7 protein-coding genes are annotated in these 3633 nt (G+C 62.1%); 5 read left to right on the top strand and 2 right to left on the bottom strand.

Annotated elements, in window-relative coordinates; translation table 11 throughout:
- Nucleotides 1-244 precede the first annotated feature (244 nt).
- The 4 genes from AC1D1X_RS18370 to AC1D1X_RS18355 all read left to right on the top strand — a co-directional run bounded on the left by AC1D1X_RS18370 (nt 245) and on the right by AC1D1X_RS18355 (nt 2374).
- Nucleotides 245-829: a DUF4142 domain-containing protein gene (locus tag AC1D1X_RS18370; RefSeq protein ID WP_477670552.1), complete on the top strand. Its 585-nt coding sequence runs from the start codon at nt 245-247 to the stop codon at nt 827-829.
- Between the two features lie 73 nt (nt 830-902).
- Nucleotides 903-1148 carry a GlsB/YeaQ/YmgE family stress response membrane protein gene (locus tag AC1D1X_RS18365; protein WP_457282025.1) on the top strand — a complete coding sequence of 82 codons (246 nt, stop codon included), beginning with the start codon at nt 903-905 and terminating at the stop codon, nt 1146-1148.
- A gap of 289 nt (nt 1149-1437) precedes the next feature.
- Nucleotides 1438-1875 carry an Hsp20/alpha crystallin family protein gene (locus tag AC1D1X_RS18360; protein WP_477670551.1) on the top strand — a complete coding sequence of 146 codons (438 nt, stop codon included), beginning with the start codon at nt 1438-1440 and terminating at the stop codon, nt 1873-1875.
- Nucleotides 1876-1987: 112 nt separating this feature from the next.
- The gene (locus AC1D1X_RS18355; protein WP_477670746.1) at nt 1988-2374 is read left to right on the top strand and encodes an Hsp20/alpha crystallin family protein; all 387 of its coding nucleotides are present in this window, start codon (nt 1988-1990) and stop codon (nt 2372-2374) included.
- A gap of 31 nt (nt 2375-2405) precedes the next feature.
- Here AC1D1X_RS18355 and AC1D1X_RS18350 read toward each other — a convergent pair whose 3' ends face one another.
- Nucleotides 2406-2783, bottom strand: coding sequence for a nuclear transport factor 2 family protein (locus tag AC1D1X_RS18350; RefSeq protein ID WP_477670550.1), 378 nt, complete (start codon nt 2781-2783; stop codon nt 2406-2408).
- The gene (locus AC1D1X_RS18345; RefSeq protein ID WP_477670549.1) at nt 2770-2994 is read right to left on the bottom strand and encodes a hypothetical protein; all 225 of its coding nucleotides are present in this window, start codon (nt 2992-2994) and stop codon (nt 2770-2772) included. Before AC1D1X_RS18345 ends, AC1D1X_RS18350 begins: the two co-directional genes overlap by 14 nt.
- 29 nt (nt 2995-3023) lie before the next feature.
- On the opposite strand from AC1D1X_RS18345, the gene AC1D1X_RS18340 reads away from it, so the two are divergent.
- Nucleotides 3024-3633: DUF4189 domain-containing protein (locus AC1D1X_RS18340; RefSeq protein WP_477698832.1), on the top strand; the 610-nt coding region annotated here is incomplete at its 3' end.

The following is a 3633-nucleotide window of genomic DNA, read 5'->3' as shown; positions in this document are numbered from 1 at the left end:
GTATCGCACCACGCGGCATTTGTTGAACAAAAGGCCGGGCGCCCGTGCGCGGCAGCCGGACACCACGCGCAAGCAAATTCCTACACAGAGCCTGCCCGGCCTCCTGCAACGCACGGCCGCTACAGCGGCGAAAGTACAACGCTATCTGCCGCGGCTTGCTGGTTTGCTAATTCCTATCTTCGCGGCGTCTGTTCCCCCATACCGAATCAACCCGTCAACAACCACCCCTTCAAAGGAGGCCCTCATGTTGAACCGATTGAACCGATCGAAATTCAAACTCAGCAGCGTGGCACTGGCCGCCGTGGCCGCTTCTGCCCTGGCACTGGCTGCCCTGCCCGCCACGGCCCAGACCAGCACCACCGCAGGCACCTCAACAGCGGCAGATGCCGGCAAGCTGGCCCGTGCCGACAAGGGCATGCTGGACGACCTGGCCCAGGCCAACATCGCCGAGATCGAAAGCGGCAAGATGGCGCTGGAAAAATCGCAGAACGCCGAGATCAAAAAATTTGCGCAGCAAATGATTGACGACCACAACAGCGCCCTGGCCGAAGTGCAGGCACTGGCCCGCGCCAAAGGTGTGACCTTGCCCGACGGCCCCGGCGTGATGGCCAAAACCAAGGCCACCGCAATGAAGGCCTTGTCGGGCAACCTGTTTGACACGGAATACGCCAAGCGCGCCGGTGTGGGCGACCACGAAGCCACCATCAAGCTGCTGACCAAGATCCAGAAGGACGCCAAAGACGCCGACCTGAAGGCGCTGGCCGGCAAGATGCTGCCCAAGGTGGAAGCCCACCTGGAAATGGCCAAGGCCGTAGTACCGACCAAGTAAGCCGCCAAGTAAGCCAGTCATCGCGGGCTCTTGCCCGCGTCCTGGGTTTCCCCTTTTTTTTTAGGAAGACGCTATGTCAATTATCTGGACCATCATCATTGGCTTCATCATCGGCTTTGTCGCCAAGTTCCTGATGCCCGGCCGCGACCCTGGCGGCTTCATCATCACCGTGCTCATCGGTATTGCGGGCTCATTCCTTGCCACCTACCTGGGCGCGGCCATGGGCTGGTACCAGCAAGGCGAAACGGCCGGCTTCATCGCCGCCGTGCTTGGCTCCATCGTGCTGCTGCTGGGTTACCGCCTGATCGCCAAGCGCTGAGCAGGCCGAAAAAGAAACGCCAGCCAGACGCCCCGGTGCATTCACGTGCACCGGGGCGTTGTGCTGTGCGGCTCACGCGTGGGTGACTTGCGAAAAAAGTTTTAAACCTGACCGCAACGCCGCTGCCTGGGCCGCCCTTTTGCAGGCCCGCCGCGCCTGAGAGTGACGTGCGCAAATTCCCTCTTGAAATTTTTTTGGCAATTCCTACATCCTCTTCCCGGGCGCCGGAAGCCGCTTTTTTGGGGGTTTTCCAGCGCACTGATGTTCAACCCGTATGGAGGTTTTCGCCATGTACCGATCGTTATTTCCGCGCGACATGTTCGCCGAACTCGATCGCCTGCAGCGCGACGTGCAGCAGGCCTTCGATCTGTCTCCCAGCATTCGCGGCTTTGGCCGCAGCAGCTTTCCCGCCTTGAACATTGGCGGCACACCGCAAACGATAGAGGTGTATGCCTTTGCGCCGGGCATTGACCCGAAGTCGCTCGACGTCAGCCTGGAGCGCGGCCTGCTCACCATTGCCGGCGAGCGCAAGACTGAACTGCCCGAAGCGGGCGCGCAATCGACCCTGCACATCAATGAGCGCTTTGCCGGCAGCTTCCGCCGCGTGCTCACCGTGCCCGACGACGCCGACCCCGACGCCGTGAACGCCAGCTTCAAGGACGGCCTGGTCCACATCACCATCCAGCGGCGCGCTTCAGCCCAGCCGCGCCGCATCGCCATCCAGTGAAAGGAGGCAAGCCATGAACTACGCCAACACACAACAAACCGGCGGCAACAGCGGCGCCGCACGGAGCAGCGGTAATGGAAGCGCCAACAACGGCAGCACCACCGGCCGCAGCATGCAAACCGGGCAAGCAAACGAAGTGGCGCAGAAAGACACATCGCGCTACGCCAATGGCGCGCTGACGCCGCCCGTCGATGTAATTGAAGACAGCACCGGCATTACGCTGTATGCCGACCTGCCCGGCGTGCCGCGCGACAAGCTGCACCTGCAGGTAGAGGCCGACACGCTGACGATTGATGCCGAGTCGGCCCTGTCTGCGCCCGAAGGTTTGCAGTCAACCCACACCGAAGTGGGGCTGGGCCGCTTTCACCGCGTGTTCACGCTCAGCAAGGAGCTCGACACCGAGAAAGTCAGCGCCGAACTCGCGAACGGTGTGCTGAAGCTGCGCATACCCAAGGCGCAGCACGCACAGCCCCGGCGCATCGAGATCAAGGCAGCTTGATCGCGCTCCCCGCACGACCGCGCCGGCCTGCTTACTTGGCCGGCACCGGCGTGCGCTGGGCCGGGTCATAGAAGAACGTTTCTTCGGCAATGCGCTCGCCTTCCCAGCGCTGGTAAGCGAGTTCTTCCATGCGCATGGTGCTGCCGTCGGCCCACACAAAATTGAACACCCAGCGGATGACGACCTTGTCACCGCTGATAAACACCGGCCGCACGCAGGTTGACGTGACCGACTTCACGCGCGCCATCACTTTTGCCTCACCCTCCACCAGCTTGTCGCGCCCACGGCGCGGCGGCTGCTGGTTCTCTTGCATAGTGGCGTCAGGCGTGTAGAACTCTTCAATCGCTTCGGTGTGCGCGTTCTGTTCAACGCGGGCAACAAAGCGGTCTACGGTTTCAGGCGTGGGCATGCGGGTTTCCTTCGCTTGTTTGGCTGTTGATGCGCTTCGGCTTTCGCGGGGTGCGCGGACCAAGGCAGATGAAACCCAAGTGTTGCACGCTGCGGCTTTTGCCGCAGGCAGCCCCCTGTAAACGTGCTTCGCCGATCAAAACCCGGCGGATAATCCCGATGGGTCTGTCGGCAAGCAGCACCGCGCGCCGGCATTCTCCAGGCAGGTACATACAAATATATTTCCTTGGAGGGAAACATGATGACTTCAGGACTGAAAATTCTCGTCGCCCGGTTTGCCATAAGTCTGTTGCTGGCCATTGCCGGCAGCCAGGCCATGGCGGCAGGTTCATTGGCCATTGACACCCTGCAGGGTGAAAAGTATGGCTTTTCATTCAACCACCCCAGTTCGGACCTGGCCGACCAGCGCTCTATCCGCGAATGCGGTACTGACTGCTCCATCGTGCTGCGCTTCGCCGGCCAGTGCGGCGCCTATGCCGCCGACCAGGCCAAGGGATCCAACGCGTATGGCTGGGGCACCGGCACCACCAGCGCCAACACCCAGGCGCGGGCCATGGCGGAATGCCGGGACAAGGGTGGTTCCAGCTGCAAGGTGCGTGCATGGGGCTGCGACGCCGTCAAGGCGTCTGCCGAAACACAGCCCACGCCCCAGGGCAACAACAAGGCGGCCGGCGGCGGCTTTCCCATGATGGGTGAGTGGCTGGTCGACTATGTTTCGAGCACGGGTTACACCGCCAACGGCACCCTGCGCGTGAGGGAAAACCTTGGCAACGGCAGCTACCGCGGCGTGCTGGTGCTGGGCTTTGCCAACAGCGACGGCGAGTCCAAGCGGGTGCAGCAAGACGCAATGA

The organism is Polaromonas sp. P1_G4 (assembly GCF_056405475.1).
The sequence above is the reverse complement of the archived record's forward strand: the minus strand, read 5'-3'. Positions and strand labels throughout refer to the sequence as shown.

What these genes read in the sequence shown, in the direction of transcription:
- AC1D1X_RS18370 (WP_477670552.1), top strand. Translation starts at nt 245, where the DNA reads ATGTTGAACCGATTGAACCGATCGAAATTCAAACTCAGCAGCGTGGCA.
- AC1D1X_RS18365 (WP_457282025.1), top strand. Translation starts at nt 903, where the DNA reads ATGTCAATTATCTGGACCATCATCATTGGCTTCATCATCGGCTTTGTC.
- AC1D1X_RS18360 (WP_477670551.1), top strand. Translation starts at nt 1,438, where the DNA reads ATGTACCGATCGTTATTTCCGCGCGACATGTTCGCCGAACTCGATCGC.
- AC1D1X_RS18355 (WP_477670746.1), top strand. Translation starts at nt 1,988, where the DNA reads ATGCAAACCGGGCAAGCAAACGAAGTGGCGCAGAAAGACACATCGCGC.
- AC1D1X_RS18350 (WP_477670550.1), bottom strand. Translation starts at nt 2,783, where the DNA reads ATGCCCACGCCTGAAACCGTAGACCGCTTTGTTGCCCGCGTTGAACAG.
- AC1D1X_RS18345 (WP_477670549.1), bottom strand. Translation starts at nt 2,994, where the DNA reads ATGTACCTGCCTGGAGAATGCCGGCGCGCGGTGCTGCTTGCCGACAGA.